Here is a 19104-nt window from a genome sequence, read left to right as displayed (position 1 = left end):
TTTGCACTCATCGTTGACGAAACAGCTGGCGCAACAGGTTGCAGGCGTAGATTTCTTTCCGAGCCCTCCATGCCATTCACTTCATTGCAAACGTTCAACACCGCCAATCTGACCTGCCCCTTTGCCAGACACACCGTTAGAAGTCTGGAAGTGCTCGACCTGCTGTCTCCCGGTCTGGCCGTGCAAGCTGTGATTTATGTCTTGACCGGCAACGCTGAGGACGTATTGGACAAGCTGCATGACGTTGATGCCGGAGCGGCGAATGCCATTTTCTGCCAGCCCGATATTTCCAGCTGGTGGCGCTCGCCGTCCATGTTTGCGCAGAAATATCAGCAACGGATTCAGTCCGCATCCCGCGCTCGCGCCCGGCTTTACGCGTTCGCCCACGAGGCGCATGCATTGAAGTTGGTACGCTTGGGTAAAGTGCTCAGCGCTGCCTGCAAGGGCATTCACCTGCGCCGAATTGCCGAAGCACCTGAGTGGTTTCTGTATCTGACGGTGGACGCGCTTAGCACTACCTGTACGCAGAGGGGCGATCATTGCCGTGCGTCCATGCCGCCGAGCTGGAATTTCAAATTGCTGAACAGTCTGTTGGCTGCGGATCAGCGCCCGCCTCTGGACGCCTTGCGCGTGGTGCTGGAACGTCGGGATCATCTGTATTGGCGCGATTTCGATGGCCTGCTTGAATGGCCTGATTTCACGGACTTTGTGCTGAACAATCCGCGCATGACCCGCCGCCTGATCGACGAGCTATCAATCAGCGGGCGCTTGTCATTGCTCAAGGTTTTCGACGCTCACCCGTTGCTGGCCGAAACCTTCGCCGACATCATGGTCAGGCTTGCCGTGACGGGCGATCGCCGAGTGCGCATCGTCGCGGCGTCACAGGTGATTGCACTGCCACTGCCGCTCAAGCTGCCGCACCTGCGTCTGCTGATGAACAAAGGCACGGAAAGCGAGCGCACACGCGCCGTCAAGTTGCTCGCGCACAGCGGTGACGAGGTGCGCAGGATCTTTCAGGCACGGTTGAAAATCGAAGGTGCCAAACCAGTACTGAAGGTGCTAAACCAAGCACTTGCGCGGGCGAAATGATACCCGCTGCCAGTGACCCGAATCAGTGCCGTTCAGGATGACTCGGTGGGCGAACTGAGGCCTGCCGATTGAAGAAATTCACGCTGGGTCAGATCAACCTGACGGGAGAGCTGCAAGAGTTTGCCGTAAGAGGTGTTAATGCCCATCAGCAACTGCACACCGTTGAAGTTGCCGGTCTTCTTGATGTATCGCTTGACCCTTAAATAATAAAGCGCTTCGGTCTCGTAATAACGACTCAGGGCCAGTGAAAAAGCGTTGGCATTCGCGCCGTGCGGGATGTTGTCGATATCGGCCATGGCTTGCCGCGCGCCGTCACTCAACCGCTGCATGGTGCGATATTTCAACGAATAGTAGTCGTAAGTGAATTCCCCGCTGTCAACGCGCTGCTGGACTTCATTGACCTTGTCGCGGTGCGAGACGTATTGCGTCATGACCTGTTCGTTGTAATCGAAATCCTGATTACTCCCACAGCCAGCCACCAGCAAAAACAGCAGTGCAGCCATTATTCGAGTCGCTTTCAAAACCCGTTCCTGCGGCGTTTCATATGCATTCCTTTCCTTCTTTAACACGGTGCTCTTGATGAGCGCCCCCGACCCTACACGGCAAACCGCTTCTTAGCCAATCTGCCGCTCAAGGTTTTCACGCAATTGCATCATGGCGTGACGCAATTGCGCGGCAGCCATCAATACCTGGGCGCGTTCAGCACTGTCATTGACGGACTCCATTGCCTCACACGCCTCCATCAAACGCGATGCCTTGATGATGCGCGCCCCGCCTTTGACGCGGTGTGCCAGATCCTGCAAGGCATTCAGGTTCAACGGTTCCTGTAACGTTTGCAGCAGAGCCAAATCTTCTTTATTGCTGCGCGCCAAGTCCATCAGCAGACCACGAGCCACTTGTTCGTTGCCCCCGGTCAGCTTCAGCAATGCGCTCCAGTCCCCGCCGCCAGAGTTGTCTTCATCCTCTTCGGGGTGCGGCGATTGCAACGGCGGTTCAACGCCGCTCAAGCGTTGTTGCAGATCATGCAGCGTGATCGGTTTGAACAGGCAGCCATCCATGCCGGCCGCCTGACAACGCAAACGTTCTTCGGGTAGCGCATTGGCCGTGAAGCCCAGCAGCAGGCACGCCTTCACGTTGCGTTGCTGCTCATCCTTGCGAATGGCATTGGCCAGTTCGTAACCGGTCATTCTGGGCATATGACAGTCGGTGATCACCACATCGAACTGCTTGCGCCCCCAGACTTGCAGACCATGAACGCCATCAACCGCTTCTTCGACCCGATGCCCGAGGTATTCCAGTTGCTGCGACAACAACATGCGATTGACCGGGTAATCATCCACCACCAACACCCGTAAGCGGGCACCGGCGGGCGCTGGTGATTCTGGCTTGATGTCGCGCGGTTCTTCCGGTTCCAGCAGCGGAAAATCCAGCCGGACGCTGATGCACGTGCCCTGCCCGACTTGACTGGAGAGGCTTAGCGTTCCGCCCATCATTTCGCACAATGACCGTGAAATCACCAACCCCAAACCCGAGCCCGTACGCGCCGCATTGCGATTCCCGCGGGCCTGGGAAAACGGCGTAAACAGACGTGCTTGATCCTCGGCGGAGATGCCTATGCCGCTGTCGCTGACGTCAAATTCGACTTGCAAACGCAAGCCATCGTCCGACTGGCGGCTGCGATAGCTGACCCGCACCCCGCCCGTCTCGGTGAACTTGATGGCATTGCCAATCAAGTTGGACAGCACTTGCTTGAGGCGCAGCGGATCAAGCAGGGCGTCGTGATCGCTGGTCTCCTGCACATCGAGCACCAGTGCGATGCCTTTTTGTTGCGCCAGACCGTCAAAGATTCGCACGGTGGATTCGATCATGTTGCGCAACTGCGCGCGCTCCGGGGTCAGCGTCAATTTGCCGGCCTCGATGCGCGCGATATCAAGAATTCCGCCGATCAGATCCAGCAGATCCCGCGCCGCGCCAGAGGCGACGTCCAGCGCCAGCCTGTCCATGATGCCCTGATCGCCCTTCTTCATGGCGAGTTCGAGCATGCCGATCACCGCGTTCATCGGCGTGCGGATTTCGTGGCTCATGGTCGCGAGAAATGTGGTTTTGGCGCGGTTGGCGCTTTCCGCTTCTTCCTTGGACTCCTTGAGCTCATCGAGCAGTCGCTTGCGATCACTGACGTCGATCCAACCAGCGATCAATCCACTGACCATGCCGCTGCTGCCGCGATAGGGCAGTGCCCAGTGATAGACGGTGCGCGTGCTGCCATCGGCCAGCGTCAGCAAGCGGTCGCCGATCACCGCCCGACCGTGGCGCATGACGTCTTGATAGGATTTGTCGAATAATCTGGCGTCAGCCGGGCTGAATTCCGAACTGTCAACCAGACGCTTGCCCAACAGTTGCTCCATTTCCCGCCCGAACACTTCCAGATAACTGGCGTTGCAGGAAATCAGTTTGCCTTCACGATCACGCACGTAAATCGGATGGGGCGTTTCATCAATCAGCACCCGCATGAATTCCATCTGATCGCTGAGCGCTCGCTCGGCCTGCTCGCGCCGGTGCACCAGGCGACGCAAGTAAGTAATCCAGGTAATTGCCACGAGCAACAGAACACCGGCAATGATGAAACCCTGAATGATCAGCCCGCGATGACGCCGCCAGTAACTGTCCTGGAAGACCACCTCGGAGCGCCAGCGCTCAGCCAGCTTATCCATCTCACCGGGCGGGATACTGAGCAAGGCTTTGTTCAGGATCGAATTGAGCTCAGGCGCTTCGGTCGTTGTTGCAAACGCGATCTGCGAGCGCGAGGTGCCGACGGTTGAGGTGATCTTCAGGCGATCCTTGAAATCACGGGACAACAAGTAACGCGCGCTGATCAACGAGCTGATAGCCGCTTGCGCGTGCCCCTCAGCGACCATCGTAAATGCCTGCGACGTGCTGGCGGTCTCGACCCTGTGAATCGTCGGGTAGTGCTGGGTCAAAAAGCTGCGCAGGTAGCGATCATCGGTAAACGCCACCGTTTGCCCGTCAAGCTCATCGAGCGCCCCCGGGCTGTTCAATGCATTTTTGCTGAGTAGCACGAATGACGTCGTGAAGTATGGTCGGGTCAAACTCAAGGACACGCCCTGCTCTTGACCGGAAGAAAACGCCGCCAGCATGTCGGCCTCACCGCGGTTCAACGCAGCGGCCAGGTCTGTCTGAGCGTGTACGGTCTTGATTTCAAACTTCAGCCCGGTGCGCTGACTGACGTTGTCCAGTACGTCGGCGCTAAGCCCACGAAAGCGATTGGACTCATCCAGGTATGTGAACGGCAACAGGCTGTCGTCGATCAACACCCTGACGGTGGGGTGGTGCTCGAGCCAGTGCTGTTCAGTAGCGCTCAGTTGCAGGCGTTGCTCACCGGGAATGCTGATTTTATCAGCGCCCCAGCGCTGCAGAATAGTCATCCGCTCGCCTTTGGGGATCGCCTCCAGCGCCTCATTGACCAAGCGCAACAGTGTCTGGTTGGAACGCGTCAGCGCGAAAGAGAAGCTGGCAGTATCCAGATGAGCGAAATTCACCAGCCGCATAATCCCCCGGTAGTTGCGGTTGACCAGGTAATGGGCGCCAATGGCGTTGCCGAGAAACACATCCGCCTGACCAAACGCCACTGCTCCCATGGCGCTCAGCGTCGAGGGATACAAATGCAAGGAGGCTTTGGGGTAAACCTCGCGGATCGCGCGCGTAGGGAGGTAGTGATAAACCGTGGCCACCCGCACCCCCGCCAGATCGACCGGGTATACGACGTCTTCACCGAGGCGCGTGGCCAGCGTCGGCTGATCATTGGCATAGGGTCTGGATAACACCAGATCCGGGTCGGCCACGTCGAAATCGTTGGCGGTGCCGAGCAGATCGACGTCACCGCGTTTGAGCGCCTCGATCGCGGCGTTACGGGACAGGTAGCCTTTGACTTCAACTTGCACACCGAGCAACTGGCCCAGCAGGCTCGTAAAGTCGGCAGTGATCCCTTCGTAGTCGCGGTTGTTGGCAATGATATCGAGCGGCGGGTAATCGGGCAGTGACACACCGATGTGCAAAACACGTTTTTGCGCCAACCACCGATGATCCGCCTCGCTGAGGTGGGCCTCATATCCAACGACAGCGGAACGTCCGAACAAACGCATTTCGTCGCCGGGCGCTGCCTGGCAAACGACTGCGCATCCGGCCAACAATTGAACAGTTACAAAAAAGCGTAACAGGAGTGCTCTCATCCGTTCCGAGCGCTTGCGCGCTAAATCAAACCGTTGCGTTTAGCCAGTTCGGCGAGTTCCACGACCGATTTCAACTCAAGTTTTTCCAGCAGTCTGCTTTTGTAGGTACTGATGGTCTTGTTGCTGAGAAACATGGTGTCGGCAATCTGCTTGTTGCTAAAACCTTTGGCCAACTGCTGCAGCACCCGCATTTCGCGATCAGACACCGTTCCCAGGCGTTGTTGCTCGTCGGCGTCACCGTCGAGCTTGCGCACGGAACTGAAGGCGATATTCGGGAAATAAGTGTAGCCACTCATGACGGCGCGGGCCGCCTTCGACAATTCGGCCAATTCATCGTTTTTACACACATAACCCGCCGCACCGGCATGTTTGCAACGAATCGAAAACTGTTCGGGCGACTGTGTGCTGAGCACCAGCACCTTCACCGCACGACTGAGGCCGGACAACCGATTGATGACTTCAAAACCATCGAGATCGGGAATGCCGATATCCAGCACGATCAAGTCAGGCTGCAGGTCACGCACCAAGCGGATCGCTTCCTGGCCGTTGCCGGTTTCGCCGACTATATCGAAGCCGTCCTGGGACAACAGCGCCTTGACGCTGGCGCGCACGAAAGGATGGTCGTCTACAACAATGACTTTATACATGGCCCGTTCTCCGGTGGTCGACGCTCGTGGTGCAGTTACGCGCCCCTGCCAGGTGATTGGGCAGACTGGCTGCGCTCACTCGCGCCGTTCCATTGCCGACAACAATGTCGCCCTCGCGCGATGCAGCAGCACCCTGACATTGCCCTGCGTAATACCGTGCCGGTCGGCAATATCGTTCATCGCCATACCCTGATAATCATAGAGGTAAACCACCTCGCGCTGGCGTTTTGGCAATGCTTGCAATCCCGCCTCCAGTTCCTCGCACTTTTGATCTCGAGCCAGTAGAGCATCTGGCGTTTCGTCGTGCCACAACACACTGGCGCCGTGTTCTTCCTGTTCCTCTACGGATACAACTTTCAACGCATTGCGGGGGATGCGGGATAGTTCATTTCTCGACTTTCGCAAATGGGCCTTGGCCATGTTTGCGGTGATCACCAACAACCATGTACGCAGGCTCGCGCGGCCCTCGAAAGACTTGATGTTACGAAAAATACTCAACCAGGCATCCTGTACGACATCATCCGCCAGCATCGGGCCGACAATCGCTCGGGCCGTTGCATCCATACGGCTCTGATGCCGTTTTACAAACTGGTTGAAGGCATATTGATCGCCTTCGATCAAGTTCGATAACAACGTGCATTCTGAAATCATTGGGTATTCCGCAAGGCTTGATTATTTTTTATTTAGCTGAAGAACCGGTTCAACTTATCGATAAAAAAAACCAGACGCTGTAGGAAATTTCCGAAATCTCTCGGCGCAACTCATTCAACACCAGGCCGATTTTTCGACCCAGCGCTAAAACTGTTTCAATGGGAACATGAATGCCATGCAGAAAGCATGGCTTGAGGCGGGATCTTTTACCGGATCAGGTCATTGCAAGCATGAAGTCGAGCGAAGCGCTGGTCTCGCCCGCGAAATGCTCGGGCGAAACCGCAGCCGTCGTCAGTTCAGGTTATGGCTGAGCGAAAACATCATCGCGTGCTCGCGGCGCATCTGGCTCAACACATCGGCAACGATTGCCTGATGTTTTTGCATCCAGACCATCTTGTCCTTGTCGGACATGGCGGTGTCGGGCGTGGCTTTGCTCAACTGATCCATCACATCGCCAAGCATTTTCATGTGTTCACCCACCATGGGGGCCTGATCTTTTTTCGGCATTTTCTCAATGTCGGTCAACATCATGGCCGACGCTTGTTGCATGCGCATCAGCTCTTCGATATGGGCAAACGTCCGATCACCGCCGCCTTCCGCATAAACGGTAGAAGACAGCAACATGGCACCCGCAAGTAATACAGATTTGAAGTGATTCATTGTTATATCCATAGCGATAGGCAGTGGTTGTTTTATAAGTATCAACTTCCAACCGAACAGGTCGGCAGTTCACTTAAAACCTAGCGCCTGTGATCAATCGACTCTGTAGGAAATTTCCTAAAGTTGGATATTTTCATCACTCAGAACTTGGATATTTTTTCCTTTTGTCCCTCACGGTCTTCTGCATCACCGATTTCGCGGGCTCGTCTGTTCATTCGCGGGCGCGAATCTTCCGCGCTGCAACGGTCGGGGCGCTATAGGAAATCTCCTCAAATCCAACTTGATTTTTTGCGCATGCGCACGTAGGGGCAGCCGATTCTTTTAGCTATAAGGTATTTCGCCAACAGACTGGAAAAGCACAAGAAAAGTCCTACGCTGAATCTGTTCGTAAAGGACTTGATACGGACGAAATTTCTGACCACGCAGTTAGAGGTATGGAAACGATGCAAGAGTCTCCTCGTTCGCAGTTTGGCTCCCATTTGCGCCCACAACGTCAGGCCCTTGCGCTGGAGCCACGGATTCTCTTTGACGGCGCCGCCGCGTCTGCCGCTGTCGACCAGCATCACAGCGACCCTGCTGCGCCGCCGGCAGCGGTGGATGCACAAGTCCCGCATGCCACGCCCACCGAAGCCCGCGCCACGCCAGAACAGGCGCCATCAGCGGCGCGCAGCCTGTTGGTGATCGACAGTCGTATCGAAAACCGCGACCAACTGCTGGCGCAATTGCCCGGCAATGTCACGGCGATTGTGGTCAACGTCGGCGAGGACGGTCTCGCCGCCATTTCTGCCGCTTTGGCGCAACTGGGCAAGGTCGACTCAATACAAGTGATGTCCCACGGCGCATCCGGCCAGTTCACCCTCGGCAATCGCACCATTACCTCGGACAACGTCGACTCCCTCAACAAAACCCTCGAACAATGGCGCAGCAACCTCACGCAGGGTGCGGACATTCAACTGTACGGCTGCGACGTCGGCGCTGGGGCTGCCGGGCAAACGCTGGTCACCGAACTGGCGCGCTGGACCGGTGCCGATGTTGGCGCCTCCAGCAATGATACCGGCAGTGCCAAGGCTGGCGGCGACTGGACGCTGGAAACCAAAGTCGGCGACATCGACAAGAGCATCGCCATCAGCGGCCTGGCCATGAGCCACTTCGATGGCTTGCTGGCCGACGCTGCGCCCACTGCGACCGTCACCACCGCCGGCACCGATGTACTGATCGGCGAGCGGTTCACCTTTACCGTGAATTTCAGCAATACCTCGGGCCAGACCGGATTCGCGCCCTTCATCAACCTGGCCATGCCGGCCACCGGCAAGGACGGCGATGACGGCGTCAACTTCATTTCTGCCACGTTCCTTGGTCAGAACCTGACCGCCCAAGTGTTGACGTTTGACGCCAATGGCAACGCGACCCACCCGCTCGCCAAAGACGCCAGCGGCAACTTTCTGATCATCAATGCCGCCAGCTACGGCATGCGCGCCGGCGACAAACTGGTGGTGATCGAACTGCCGTTTGCCAGTGTTACCAACCAGCAACCGCTGATCAGCGTGCAGGTCACCGCCAGCCTGAGCAATCTGGCTGACACCTCGTTTTCCAACGGCACGCCGGATCTGACCTTGCGTGCCAGCGGTGGCTTCGAGTTCGGTAACGATGCGCTGGACAATCCGACCAACGACCCAAGCCTGATTCAGGCCGGTACCGCAGCGTTTGTCGTGCATCCGACGGTCATCACCGTCAGTGAAATCATCAATGCTCCCGAAGGCGAAACGGTCAGCGGCCCCAACTACGCGCGCACGCTGACGTTGTCGGCCACACCCGCGCCGGGGCAGACCCTGACCAATGTGGTCATCACCCAACCGCTGCCGGACAACATTCAGGTTAATTCGATTACCCCGGGGGCCGGTGGCCGTCTCGCGTCGATCACCCTGCACGACGGCACCGTGGTCAGCAATCCTGCGCAAATTGCCGTGTTGCTGGCCGCGAACGACGTGTACATCAATTCGTTCACGGTCGAGTACGCCACCCTCACCGGCAAGACCGACACCGTGGTTGCGTTTTACGTACCAGAAGTCGATGCCAACGGTCAGCCAGTGATCAACCCGGTCACCGGTGATGCTGTCACGATCACCATGGGCCCTCCGACCGCGTCCGGGCAATGGACGCCGCTTGATCCGCGCGACGTGACCGCACCGAACACCACCATTGATTTCAGCGGCACCGGCCTGGGCACACAGTTTGTGGCCAAGTCGATCACGCTGCTGAAAACCGTGTCGATGCAAACCGATATCGGCCACGTCGGCATCAGCCCCGGCGACACGCTGCAATACAGCCTCAATGTGGCGATTTCCGACTACTTCGCCTTCGGCAAGGACTTCTTCAACGAAGGGCAATTGGTGGTGCGCGATCAACTCAGCGACGGCCAGACCCTGAGTGGCACGCCGACCGTCACCGTGACCATCAATGGCGTTGCGCAAACCATTAACCTGGTGACCACGTCAGTGGCCAACGCTGACGGCAGCACCTCGATCGTGTTCGACATCGGCCAGTCACTGCGTAATTCATCGAATAATATTCGCGGCTGGCTCAACGGCGATCTGGCCTTCGACGACACGCTGCAAGGCGCCGTGCTGGCGGTGTTGAGCTATTCGGCCGTGGTCGGTCAGACCTACAAGCCACCGTCGGGCAACCCGCAACCGGACATCAATGAAGGCGATGAGCTGGGCAACACGGCCACCGTCGATGGCACGTTGCTGGTGGATCAGTTCAACCTGACCGGTCAAAGCGAAACCGACGGTTCCTCGACCACTAGCGTGATTCCGACCAGTACCGTCGACATCAGTCTGGTCGAGGTCAATAACGGCACACCACCCGGCAACGGCGAACTGCGTCCGGGCGATGAAGTCACGTTCGAGCTGAGTTATGACCTGGTCACCGGTGACTACGAGCAATTCAAACTCACCGCGTATCTGCCATTGCCGCTGTTCAACGTAAACGGCGTGACCTGGGGCAGCGGCAGCGATGTCGGCCAGTGGCAACTGGGCCCGGGCAATACCAATGCCGGCGGCGTCGTCAGCGTGACCAGCGCCAATGGCAATTCCGTGGTGTTCGACTTCGGCAGTTTTGCCACCAACACCACCACCGGCAGTCGCATCGTCATTCGCTTTACCGTGCGCGTCGGCGATCAACCATTTGCCGACCAGCGCTCGCTGGATGTGCTTGCGCAATCGACCCAGCAAACCACCCTCACCGACCGCACGTTGATTTCCTCGGACGTGGTGGCGATCGTCTCCGTCGCAGAGCCAGTGTTGAACATCAAACACGGCGTGGTTTCAGGCACCAACGGCACCGTCACTGGCACCACCGGCAGCTGGAATCCACCGGGCAGCACCGGCGTACCGTTCAATGGCAGCGTCACCGATCTGGCCGCCGTCGATGGCAACATCAGCAACATTGACGGCGCTGATCGCCTGCGCCTGGTCACCGCGATTGAAAACACCGGTGGCGGCGGCGCGTTCGATGTCGGCACCAGCATCACCCTGCCCACGGGGCTGAGTTTTGTTGGCGGCAGTCTGGCCGCGGCCAACCTGCAGATTTATCGCGGTGACGGCACCCTGTTGGTTCTTGGCACCGATTACAGCGTCAGTGGCAACCAGATTACCTTCCTCGATGCCGGCGGACAGGCGACTTTGCTCGCCGGACGCGCCGGCACCGCCGCTGACACCAGCGGCGCCAACGTCGTGGTGATCAGTTATGACGTGGTGGTCAGCAGCACCATCGAAGCCAATCGCACCCTGCAATCGAGTGCGACCCTGAACAACTACGCGAGCGTCAACAATGGCACCGATTTCACCCCGACTGATCTGACCGATCTGGCCAACCAGCAAGTCGCCGCGCCAGTGATCAAAAAAGGCTTCGCCGACGGTTCCCTCGACAACGGCGATTCCAGCGCCACACACACCACCGGCAGCGATCTGGTGGTCGGCGAAAACATGCGTTACGACATCGTCATCAGCCTGCCGGAAGGCACTACGCAGAACCTGCGCATTCAGGATCTGATTCCACCGGGCATGCGTCTGGACACCAGTTTCAACGGCGGCCTCGGTTATCAGATCATCACCACCCGCGCCGGCAGCGGCGCACTTGGAGCCGATTTTGCCGGTAGCGTGTTGATCAGCGGATTCGCCGGCGTCGGCGGAGCGTTGGGCGGTGACGGCGTCGATGCGCGCTGGATCTTCAGCGTGTCCAGCGTTTCGGCCGACAACGTGACTGGCAACAACACCTTTGTGATTCGCCTGCAACTGGTGGCCAATAACGTCATCGCCAACCAGGCCAACGTCTCCCTGCAAAACAATGCGCAACTGACCTACAGCGACCCTGATGGCAGCACGCCGAATGGCACGGTCGCGCAGGATCGTAACGTCGCGCTCACTGGTGGCCAGCCCACTGTGACCGTGCGCGAACCAACGCTGCAGATCAATCAGGTGATCACCTCGACCTCAGGGCTCGGTGGTTACGATCAGGGCGATACGGTGACGTTCACCATTACTATCAGCAATGGAAATGGCAGCAACGATTTCACCGCGTTCGATATCAGTTTTCTCGACAACCTGCCGACCCAATTGAGCAACGTGACGCTGGTGGGCGTGTTGTATCAGAACGGCGCCACCAACAACGGCGGCGTCGATTTCCAGCTCATCAATGGCCAGTTGGTGACCGCCAACGGCGCCAATATCGACATCGCCAAGGGTGGCAGCATCGTCTTGCGCCTGTCGGGCGTCGTCAACGCCAGCGCTGCCGCGCAGTCGAATATCGCCAACGTCGCCAGCGTGCAGTGGACCAGCCTTGATGGCGCCAATGCCGGTGAGCGCACCGGTGTCGACGGCACACTCAATGGCGGCACACTCAACGATTACCGCAACCTCTCGACATTGATTATCCCTGTGGCCCAGGCCATCGAGATTTCCCGGGTCGGCGGTCTGCCGGACACCGCCGCACCTTCGCCGACCACGGCAATCGTTGAGCAAGTGACGGTCGGCGAAGTCATCCGCTATCGTGTCGTGGTGGTCGTGCCCGAGGGTGACAACCCCAATTACCAGATACAGATCACCCTGGCCAACGGCTTGCAATTCATCTCCCCGGACGCCTTGGTCAATGCGCTGCGCATCGCCTTTATTTCCAACGGTGGGCTCAGCAGTGATGCCAACCTGATCGTCGGGGGCACGCTGAATATCGATGGCAACGAAAACAGCCCGGAAGCCCTGCCGATTACCGCCAACCTTTCAGGTGCCGCCCCGCAAGGCGTGTTCGACCCGAGCCGCGTGACCGTGATCACCAATCCCGACGGCAGCCAGGTGGTGACGTTCAATCTGGGCAACGTGGTCAACGCCGGCGACGACGATGACCTGGAAGGTATTTCCATCGAGTTCAACGTACGCGTGACTAACATTGCCGCCAACGTCGCCGGCGTGCAATTGGGGGCGACCGCGCGGGAAATCGTCAACGGCGGCGGACGGGCTGTCAGCGACACGGTGGTGGAGCGCATCGTCGAACCGAGCTTCAGCGGCCTCGACAAACAGATCGTTGCGTTCGACCCCAATCCAACCGGCACCACCGGCAACGCCACGGTGCAACTGAGTTTCACCCAGAACGGCGGCCTGCCCGCATTCGACGCGCAAGTCAGCGACAGCTTTGCCGGCGGCAGCAACTACACGCTGGTCAGTATTAGCATCAACGGCGTGACCTACGGCCCGGGCAACCTGCCGGCCGGTGTGAGCTTAAGCACCAGTGGCGGTTTGAGCGTGAATTTCGACCAACTCGACGTCGGCGCGCAGATTCAAGTGCGCTATCAGGTCACCCTGCCCAACTCGACCATCGTCGCCAGCAGCAACGCAACGTTAACGTGGAGCAGCCTGCCGGAAGATTTCACCAGTTGGGGCGGCAACAGCGTCGGCGTCGACGGCACCACTACCGGCGAACGCACCGGCAGCACGGTTGGCCCGAATCAATACATCCTGCGCGACAACGCCGGGCTCGGTGTGATCAGCGGTACCTTGTGGAACGACACCGCCAGCCCGACCGCCAGCGCCACACCGGACGGCGCAGGCCTCGCCGGACAAACCGTGACCCTGACGTGGGCCGGTGCCGACGGCAATCTGGCGACCACTGCCGACAACCTGATTTTCTCCACCCTCACCGATGCCAACGGTCAGTACCGTTTCGGCGTGCTGCCGCTGGGTGTGTTCCGCATTGATGTGCCGGCCGGCCTGGTCAGCTACCCGCAACCGATCGGTGATCTGCGCGTACGCGTCGACAGTGATGCCGGCACTCTTGGTCAGATCACCATCAGCCTCGGCGATGCTGCCGCGCAAAGCGCCAATGCCGGTTATGTCGAGCAGAATGACGCGCCGGTCAACACCCTGCCCGGCACGCAAAACGGTCAGGAAGATATCGTGCTGGCGATCGGCGGCATCAGCGTTGCCGACGTCGACGCCAACCGCGATCCGAACGTCAACGACCGTGCGATCAGCGTGACCCTGCAAGTCACCCAAGGCACATTGTTCCTCGGTGCAACTGTGCCGGGCGTGACCGTCACTGGCGCCAACACCGCCACCCTGACCCTGACCGGCAACCTCGCCGATATCAACACCGCACTGGCCGGTTTGCGTTATCTGGGCAACGCCAACTTCAACGGCACCGATACCCTGACCGTGATCAGCAACGACCGTGGCAATTACGGCGATGCCAATGGCGACGGTATTCCCGGTACAGCAGCGGATGCGCTGACCGACACCGACACTCTGCAAATCGTCCTCGCCGCGGTCAACGACAACCCGATCAGCGTCAACGACAGCGCCACCGCCGTAGAGGCTGGCGGCACCAATAACGCCTCGGCCGGTATCGACCCGCGCGGCAATGTGCTGGACAACGACATCGACGTCGACATCGCCACCAACGCCGATTCACTGCAGGTAGTGTCGGTTGGCCCCGGCGCCGGGATCCCGATACCGAGCAACGGAGTGGTGGTCGTCAACGGTCTGTACGGCCAATTGCTCATCGGCAGCAATGGTTCCTACGAGTATGTCGTCGATAACAACAATGCCACCGTGCAGGCGTTGCGGCTGTCCGGCCAGACCCTGCAAGACACCTTCAATTACGTGCTTGCCGACCTTGCCGGGGCGACGTCAACCGCCGTGTTGACCGTAACCATTCAGGGCGCCAACGACACGCCGCTGGGCATCAATGACGACGGCGTGGCGATTGAGGCTGGCGGCATCAACAACGGCACCCCCGGCAGCCCAGCCACCGGCAACGTGTTGACCAACGATCAGGACGTCGACAGCGTGGCCAATGGCGAAACCCGCACCGTGACGGGTATCCGTGCGGCGGCCGAAGCTGGTACGGGTAATTTCACGGCGGTCAGCGGGCCGACCAATATCATCGGCGCGTACGGCACGTTGACCATCAACCCCAATGGCACTTACACCTACGTGATCAACAACGCCAACACCGCGGTGCAGCGCCTGAGTGCCGGCGAACAACTGATCGAATTCTTCAGCTACCGCCTCACCGACACCGGCGGTCTGGACGATGTCGCGCAACTGCGCATCACGATTCAGGGTGCTAATGACAATCCGGTGGCCAGCGATGATGCTGCCGAAGCGCAAGCGGCATCGACCAACCCCAACTCCGCGGAGAGCAATCCGAGCGGCAACGTCATTCTTTTTCCAAGTCGCCCCGGCACCATCAATCAGCCCGGCGGCAACGGCGTCGATCAGGACGTTGATGACAACGATCGTCCTAGCAGCCAGTTAATTGTCAATGGCGTCATCAACAAAAGTGAAGCCAGCTACAACCCCGCCGTCGACGTACTGAGCACCGTGAACACCGGCACCACGTCGGCCAACGGTACTGTGGTCGTCGGGCTCTACGGCACGCTGACCATCGGCGCGGACGGTTCGTATTTCTACGATGTCGACAGCACCAACGCAGCGGTTCAGGCCTTGGCCCAGGGCCAGACGCTGACTGAATTTTTCACCTATCGCATCACCGACACCACCGGCCTGGCCGATACCGCGCAACTGGTGATTACTGTGCGCGGCATCAACGACCCACCCGTGGCGCAAACCGTGGTGGTGATTGCCACGGAAGCCGGCGGTATTGCCAACCAGACACCGGGGGTCAATCCGAATGGAGATGCGACGGCCAACGACTTCGATCCTGACGGAGACCCTCTGACCGTCACGCTGATCAAGGCAGGCCCCGAAGGCAGTGCGGGCACTGATCAGGCGGTCATTGCTGGCGGCACTCAGGTCCTCGGCCAATACGGCACGCTGACGATGTTCGCCGATGGCAGCTACGTTTACCAACTGGACAATAACAACCCTGATGTCCAGGCCCTGCGCCGTGGCAGTGATCTGCTGTTGGAGCGCTTCACCTACACCATCAGCGATGGCGTCGGCGCGACCCCGGAAACCGACTCGGCGGAAATCATCGTGTTGATCCGTGGGCAGAACGACAACCCGGTTGCCACCGATGAAAGCGGTCTGTCCATTGAGGCTGGCGGCTTGAACAACTCGCAACCGGGACAGGATCCGACCGGCAACGTGCTGGACAACGACACCGATGTCGACGGCGGCGAAGTGCCCGGCGACCTGCCCGACCATGACTATGGCGAAACCAAAGCCGTGCTCTCGGTACGCACCGGCGGTGAACTCGACACCGGCACCGCCGGCGCCTTGGGCACCGAACTGCGCGGCACTTATGGCTGGCTGACCCTGAATGCCGACGGCAGCTACAGCTATCGCCTCGACAACAACATGGCTGAAGTCCAGGCCTTGCGCGCTGGCAACAGCCTCCTCGACTCGTTCAGCTACGAGGTCGTCGACAGGACAGGCGCCACTGATCGCGCCACGTTGAATATCAATATTCAGGGGCGCAACGACGCGCCGGTGGCGCAGAACGATACCGCCACGGCCGTCGAAGCCGGAGGCTTGAACAACGCCACGCCGGGCGTCAACCCGACCGGCAACGTATTGACCAACGACACCGACGTCGATGGCAACGGTGAAGTCATCAGCGTGGTCGGCTTTAATCAGGGCAGCTCGGTGGGCCTGGTCGGCAGTGCCTTGAATGGCACCTACGGCAGGCTGACCTTAAATGCCGACGGCAGTTACAGCTATCTGGTCGACAACTTCAATCCGCAGGTTCAGGCACTGCGCAGTAACGCCGACACCCTCAGCGAAACGTTCACCTACCAGATCCGCGACCTCGCCGGCGCTACCAGCACCGCGTCGCTGACCATCACCATTCGCGGTGCCAACGACAACCCGCTGGCAACCGATGACAGCACGGTTTCGGTCGAGGCCGGTGGCACGTTCAATAGCACGCCGGGGGTGAATCCAACCGGCAATGTGCTGACCAATGACAACGATGTCGATGCCAACGACGCGATGCTGGTCACTGGCATTCGCAGTGGTACCGAAGCGGCGGGCGGGACGTTCACCACCATTGGCGTCACGCAATCGTTCGCCGGTCTGTACGGCACCCTGACCATCAACGCCAACGGCACTTACAGCTACGTGCTCGACAACAATCTGGCGGCGGTTCAAGCATTGAAGGCTGGCGATTCGCTGGTGGAAACCTTCACTTACCGCATGCGCGACATCGCCGGTGCCACTGATACCGCGCAACTGAGCATTCGCATCGACGGCGCATGGGATGCCCCGGTCGCGGCAGACGATCTGGCTGTCGCCGTGGCCGATAACGGCAATGACAACGGGGTCAATCCGAGCGGCAACGTGCTGCCCAACGACACCGATGTCGATCAGGGTGACAGCAAAACCATCACCGGTATCCGCTTCGGTGCTGAAGGGGCCAACGGCACCCTGACCGACGTCAATGCCGAGACCGACAACAGCAACGGCACGTTGATCAACGGCCTCTACGGTCAGTTGATCATCGGCGCTGACGGCAGCTACACCTACAACCTTGACTCCAGCAACCCGGCCGTTCTGGCGCTGGGGCCACTGCAATTTCTCAACGAGCGTTTCACCTACCAGGTCACCGACAGTGGCGGGCAGAATGATCTGGCGGAAATCCACATCATCATTCGCGGGCGCAACTCGGCACCGGTGGCCAATGGCGACACAGCGACGGCGGTCGAGGCTGGCGGCGTCAATAACGGCCAACCCGGGGTCAACCCGAGCGGCAACGTCCTCAACAACGACACCGATGCTGAAAGCGATCCGCTGACGGTGATCGGCATCCATACCGGCACCACCAGCGACATCGGCACGGTCGGCACCGTGGGCACAACCTTGCAAGGACAGTACGGCACACTGTTGCTCAACGCGGATGGCGGCTACACCTATACCGTCAATAACAGCCTCGCCGCCGTGCAAGCCTTGCGTCAAAGTGGCCAGACGCTGTCGGAGGTGTTCACTTACACCATCGTCGACAAGTGGGGTGAAACCAGCACCGCCGAATTGCGCGTGACGGTGGATGGCCGCAACGACACGCCGACCGCCGTCAATGATGGATCCGTGGCCGTCGAAGCCGGCGGCGTCAACAACGGTACTCCGGGCAGCAACGCCACCGGCAACGTGCTCGACAACGACAGCGATGTCGACAGCGTCGCCAATGGCGAAAGCAAACACGTCTTGAGCGTCAGCAATCAGGCCGGTCAGTCAGCAGGCGCCGGACAAGTATTGATGGGCCTTTACGGGCAACTGACGATCAATGCCGACGGCAGCTACACCTACGTCATCGACAATAACAACCCGGTTGTTCAAGCCTTGCGCACGGCCGGTGAAACCCTCAGCGAAACCTTCACCTACCGCATGGTCGACACCGCTGGTGCAACTGCCGACGCGCGTTTGACCGTGGTCATTCAGGGTGCCAACGATGCGCCGATTGCACGCAACGACAGCGGCTTCGCCAGCGATCAGATCGCCGGGCCACAAACCACTGGCAACGTGCTGCCCAACGATGGTGACATCGATGCCAATGACAGCCTGGTCGTGGTTGGCGTACGCACCGGCGCCGAAGCGGGTTCAGGCGCGGACGGTGTGATCGGTCAACCGATCAAAGGCCTCTACGGCACGCTCGTACTCAACGCCAACGGCAGCTACACCTACACCATCGATCAGAGCAACCCGGACGTGCTCGCCGCAGCCGGACTCGGCCGGGTACTGCGTGACGTGTTCACCTACACCATCAATGACCGCGCCGGCGCCAGCGATCAAGCCGAACTGGTGATCACCCTGGACATCGCCACGCCGTTCATTCCGGCACCGGATGGCGGCAACCGTTTCAGTCGCGACAGTGATCTGGATTCCAGCGATTTCCTGATTCCTGATCCGCAACCAGCAATCTTCATCACCCCGGTGGTCGAGCGTTACGCCGAGGTCAACGAGCTGACCAGCTACGGTGTCGATGGCAGCAATTTGCGTCTGGCCTCGGTGGGGGAATTCGAGGTTGATTCGTTGGGTAACGGCTTGGGTCTGGTGCCGGGACAATTCGTGGCGCAAGCGGTGCGCGAAAGTCGCCGCGCCAGCGAGTTCGACCAGCTCTGGGTGCAGGGCCGTGAGGGTCGCACCAATTTGAGTGCCGACGGTTTGCTCAGTGATCCATCGTTGTTTGCGCTCGATCCGGCAAACATGACGAAACACCCGATCAACGCGGAAAAACCGCAAGAAACGCGTCACAGCAAAGGCTTCTCGGCGCAGTTGCGACACGCGGCCCAGCGCTTGCATACCAGCAATCCCAGCGGTAACAGCAGCAGATCCGAATAAATTCCAAGAATGCAAAGGAAT

Annotated in this window: 7 protein-coding genes; 2 read left to right on the top strand and 5 right to left on the bottom strand. The window is 59.3% G+C overall.

Annotation, left to right across the window (positions count from 1 at the left end; translation table 11 throughout):
* Positions 1-69: 69 nt before the first annotated feature.
* Positions 70-1089 (top strand): hypothetical protein, encoded by a 1020-nt coding sequence (locus ACP3TY_RS11390; RefSeq protein ID WP_426619998.1) that lies wholly within the window; start codon positions 70-72, stop codon positions 1087-1089.
* A 32-nt stretch (positions 1090-1121) separates the two neighbouring features.
* Here ACP3TY_RS11390 and ACP3TY_RS11385 read toward each other — a convergent pair whose 3' ends face one another.
* The 5 genes from ACP3TY_RS11385 to ACP3TY_RS11365 all read right to left on the bottom strand — a co-directional run bounded on the left by ACP3TY_RS11385 (position 1122) and on the right by ACP3TY_RS11365 (position 7294).
* A complete protein-coding gene (locus ACP3TY_RS11385) occupies positions 1122-1592 on the bottom strand; it encodes a hypothetical protein (protein WP_159811815.1) in 471 nt (156 codons plus the stop codon).
* A gap of 111 nt (positions 1593-1703) precedes the next feature.
* Positions 1704-5249, bottom strand: coding sequence for a transporter substrate-binding domain-containing protein (locus ACP3TY_RS11380; protein WP_426619997.1), 3546 nt, complete (start codon positions 5247-5249; stop codon positions 1704-1706).
* 107 nt (positions 5250-5356) lie between these two features.
* Positions 5357-5983, bottom strand: a complete 627-nt coding sequence (locus ACP3TY_RS11375) for a response regulator transcription factor (protein WP_159811817.1) — start codon at positions 5981-5983, stop codon at positions 5357-5359.
* A 75-nt stretch (positions 5984-6058) separates the two neighbouring features.
* Positions 6059-6634, bottom strand: a complete 576-nt coding sequence (locus ACP3TY_RS11370; protein ID WP_426619996.1) for an RNA polymerase sigma factor — start codon at positions 6632-6634, stop codon at positions 6059-6061.
* 291 nt (positions 6635-6925) lie between these two features.
* On the bottom strand, positions 6926-7294 hold the full coding sequence (locus ACP3TY_RS11365; protein WP_159811819.1) for a co-regulatory protein PtrA N-terminal domain-containing protein: 369 nt from the start codon (positions 7292-7294) through the stop codon (positions 6926-6928).
* 443 nt (positions 7295-7737) lie between these two features.
* On the opposite strand from ACP3TY_RS11365, the gene ACP3TY_RS11360 reads away from it, so the two are divergent.
* Entirely contained in the window at positions 7738-19083 is an 11346-nt protein-coding gene (locus ACP3TY_RS11360; RefSeq protein WP_426619995.1) for a VCBS domain-containing protein, read from the top strand.
* Positions 19084-19104 lie beyond the last annotated feature (21 nt).

It is taken from the genome of Pseudomonas rustica, from assembly GCF_049959085.1.
Classification (GTDB): Bacteria; Pseudomonadota; Gammaproteobacteria; order Pseudomonadales; family Pseudomonadaceae; genus Aquipseudomonas; species Aquipseudomonas rustica.
Note: the sequence above shows the minus strand (reverse complement) of the source record. Positions and strands in the feature narration are given on the sequence as shown.